General features: G+C 63.7%; 4 protein-coding genes. All 4 read left to right on the top strand.

Translation table 11 applies throughout. The features are described from left to right. Positions 1-317: 317 nt before the first annotated feature. Entirely contained in the window at positions 318-1,277 is a 960-nt protein-coding gene (locus VZ95_RS22280) for a penicillin acylase family protein (RefSeq protein WP_052711859.1), read from the top strand. Next, positions 1,231-2,721 carry a penicillin acylase family protein gene (locus tag VZ95_RS22275; RefSeq protein ID WP_052711858.1) on the top strand — a complete coding sequence of 497 codons (1,491 nt, stop codon included), beginning with the start codon at positions 1,231-1,233 and terminating at the stop codon, positions 2,719-2,721. Before VZ95_RS22280 ends, VZ95_RS22275 begins: the two co-directional genes overlap by 47 nt. A gap of 17 nt (positions 2,722-2,738) precedes the next feature. Beyond that, on the top strand, positions 2,739-3,470 hold the full coding sequence (locus tag VZ95_RS16295) for a pyridoxal-phosphate dependent enzyme (protein WP_052711857.1): 732 nt from the start codon (positions 2,739-2,741) through the stop codon (positions 3,468-3,470). Beyond that, the coding region (locus VZ95_RS22270) for a pyridoxal-phosphate dependent enzyme (protein ID WP_156995350.1) at positions 3,463-3,789 on the top strand (327 nt) is incomplete at its 3' end. The genes VZ95_RS16295 and VZ95_RS22270, both read left to right, overlap by 8 nt.

The raw sequence follows: 3,789 nt of genomic DNA, 5'->3' as shown, positions 1-3,789 counted from the left end.
AGGTCAAATTGCGAATAATTCTCATTTTCCGTACTCCGCCCACATACTCCGACTCTCTATAATCCATTTATCTTAAGAATGGCTTACATATGCATGGGAATGTTTTTGAGCAAAACTGATGTTCTTCGCTGAGAAAATCGCAGTTCAATGGTTAACGAATTCTATATTTTTTCTATCAAGCGCTTTGGATTTCTCCCGATGATTATGGCGGCGGGCACGCCTCCTTCGGCGGGAAACATAGGGTTTCCGCCCTCGATTCAGGCGAAGTTCCCCGCCATTTCTGCTATAGGGGAATCGGTAAAGCGGGAGAGTGAAAGATGGCGCGCCCGGGGTCTGGTCGAAACTTACCGCGCGTTCGGCGGCGGCGCTGGTTACGCGCCCTCGGCCTTGCGCTGCTTTTGCTTATTCTGAGCACTCTCGGCCTTGGGGTCTATTTACGCACCGGCCTGCCGGATTTGACCGGACGGGTGGCCGTCGCCGGGCTTCAGCACGAGGTTGGCATTTACCGCGACGACGACGGGGTGCCGCATATCTTCGCCCGTACCGCCGCCGATGGGTATCGAGCGCTCGGGTTTGTCCACGCACAGGACCGATTGTTTCAGATGGATTTGATGCGCCGCCTCGCCTCCGGGCGGTTGGCGGAGGCGATCGGCGCTTTGGGAACTGAGAACGACCGCTTCATGCGCACGCTCGGATTACGGACGCTGGCGACGCGGGATTTCCTCAATCTGTCCGTCGATACGCGCGCGGCGCTTATCGCCTACGCCGAGGGCGTCAATTCCTATCTCTATCAGCGCAGCGGCGCGCTGCCGCCGGAATATCTGCTCTTTCCCACCCCGGAGCCCTGGACGCCCACCGATAGCCTGCTGTGGGGCAAGCTGATGGGCATGGCCTTATCGGGCAATTGGCGCGACGAAGCGTTGCGTACGCGCATGCTCGGGGCCGGCATGCCGCCCGAAACGGTCGATCTTCTGTTCGGGCGCGTCGCACCACCCAGGAAGCTTGCAGACGGCAGCGCCGACTTCTGGCGCGGTCTCGATACGGCGATGGGCCGCGCTTTGGCCTCCCTGCCGCCGATTGCCGAACCGCGCAGCGCCTCGAACGCCTGGGCGCTCGGCGGCAGCCGGACCGAAAGCGGCAAGCCGCTGCTGGCGTCCGATCCGCACCTGAGCCTGACTATGCCGTCGCTTTGGTATCTGGCGCGAATCGTCACGGGCGACGGCGTGCGCGTTGGGGCGACCGCGCCGGGGGGGGCCGTTTCTGATTCTGGGCCATAACGGTCATATCGCCTGGGGCATGACCACAACCGGGGCCGATACGCAAGATTTGGTGATCGAACGCCTGACCGAGGGCAGCCAGGATACGGTTGATCGCCCGCTCGATCCGCCCGAGCCGCTGGAAAGCCAGACGGAAACCATCCGCGTGCGCTGGGGATCGGATGAAACGATCACAGTGCGCCGCAGCCGCAACGGGCCCGTTCTCTCCGATCTGCCGGGCCTTGCCCCAGGGGTTGCCAAAGACCGGCATCTGATTGCGCTAAAAGCGACCTTCCTACTGCCGGGGGACCGCTCGGCGGACGCGCTGATGGGGCTCAACGCCGCTACGGATTGGGGGGGCTTTACGGCGGCTCTCAGCCAGCTTTCCGCCCCCATGCAGAATTTTATCATGGCCAGCGAAAGCGGCACCATCGGCATGCTCTCGGCGGCGAAAATTCCGCTGCGGCGCGATCATGACGGCTGGTTGCCCTCCTCCGGTTGGCTGCGTGAAGGGGAGTGGGCCGGTTTTGCCCCGACAGCCATTTTACCCCAATGGCGCGACCCGAAGCAGGCCTATGTCGCCAATGCCAATAACGCCATCGTCGCCCCCGATTATCCGGTGATGGTCGCCCTGAACTGGGAGGATTCCTTTCGCGGCGACCGTTTGGCCGAACGCTTAGACACCGCGCAGCAGCGGCGTATCGAGGATGAAGCGGCGCTCCAAATGGACACGCTCTCCCTCTTCGCGGTCGATCTGGTGAAATCCTTGGACGATTGGGAGCCTGCAGATAATGACGCGGTGCAGGCCCTCCAAGATCTGAGAGGTTGGGATAAGCATATGCGCGGCAGTGCGCGCGCGCCGCTGCTCTTCGCCCGCTTCGCGCAAAACCTAACCGAGGCGCTGCTCGCCGACGATCTCGCGCTGCTAAGCTCGGACGATAGCAGCCGCCGCCCCTGGCGCCCCCGGTCGAGCGTCGTTCTGGGGTTGGTGAAGACCGACTCGCCCCTCTGCGACGACGCCCGCACAACGCCCGTCGAAACCTGCCGCGATCAAGTCACCCTTGCCCTGCGCCAAGCGGGGCGGGCCACCGGCAGCGGCGAGACCTGGGGGGCGGTCCACCTCGCCCGGCACGATCATCCGGTTTTCGGGCGGATTCCGCTGCTCTCCCGCCTCTTCGGGCGCGCGATGCCCTCGGACGGCGGGAATGACACACTGTTGCGCATGGCCTCGCGCGACGGCAGCTTTACCGGCGTTCATGGCGCGGGGTTTCGGGCGGTCTATGATCTTGCCGATTTGGAGCGGTCGGGCTTTATGATTTCGACCGGGCAATCGGGCCATGTCTTCTCGCCCTATTATTCTTCTTTCCTGGAGCGGGCGCGGGACGGCAAACTACGGCCCATCGCGGGAACCCCCGCCGTGTTGGCCCGCAACGGGGCCGCGCTGCTGACCCTCACCCCGCCCTAATCGTTACGAGTTTCTCCATGCCCCTTTCCTTCGACGCGATTTCTGCGGCCGCCGAGCGGTTGCGCGGGGCCGTGCTGCATACGCCCACCGTGGATGCTTTGGCGCTTTCGGCCAAGCTCGGGCTGAAGATCGCCCTTAAGCTCGAAACGCTGCAACGCACCGGCAGCTTTAAGGAGCGCGGCGCGCTCAACCGTTTGCATCTGCTGACCGAAGCCGAGCGCGCGGTTGGGGTGATTGCCGCCTCCGCCGGGAACCATGCGCAAGGTTTGGCCTACCACGGGCAGCGCCTCGGCATTCCTGTGACCATCTGCATGCCCGCCCATACGCCCTTCGTGAAAGTGGCCAAAACCGCGCGCTACGGGGCGAATATCGTTCTCATTGGGGCCGATTTTTCGGAATCGGAGGCCGCCGCCCATCGGCTCGCCAAGGAGCGCGGGCTGACGCTGGTGCATCCCTATGACGATCTCGGCGTGATGGCCGGGCAAGGCACCATCGGGCTCGAAATGCTCACCGACCGGCCCGATCTCGATACATTCGTCGTCCCCATCGGCGGCGGTGGATTGCTGGCGGGAATCGCCTGCGCCGCCAAACATTTGAACCCCAACTGCCGCCTCATCGGGGTTCAGGTCGAAGGGTTCGACGCCATGCGCCGCGCCCTTGCCCACGAACCGCCGCCCCTGGGCGGCATGACCCTGGCAGAAGGCATCGCGGTTAAAAACGCCGGGGCAACTGACCCGCGCCGTGATTAGCGATTTGGTCGATGAAATCGTCACCGTCGATGAAGAGCGGATCGAACAGGCGGTTCAAATCATCGCCGAAACCCAAAATCTGATTGCCGAAGGCGCGGGCGCGGCGGGGGTTGCGGCGCTGCTTGCCGAGCCGCACCATTTCGTCGGCAAAAACGTCGGAACCCTGCTCTGCGGCGGCAATATCGACGCGCGCCTGCTGTCGTCGATCCTGATGCGCGGCCTCGTGCGCGATGGGCGCTTGGTACGTATCCGCTCGGAACTGGGCGACCTCCCCGGTACGCTGGCGCGCTATTCGGACGTGATCGGCAAAGCGGGCGGC

Source organism: Elstera litoralis (genome assembly GCF_000963705.1).
GTDB classification, from domain to species: domain Bacteria; phylum Pseudomonadota; class Alphaproteobacteria; order Elsterales; family Elsteraceae; genus Elstera; species Elstera litoralis.
The sequence above is the reverse complement of the archived record's forward strand: the minus strand, read 5'-3'. Positions and strand labels throughout refer to the sequence as shown.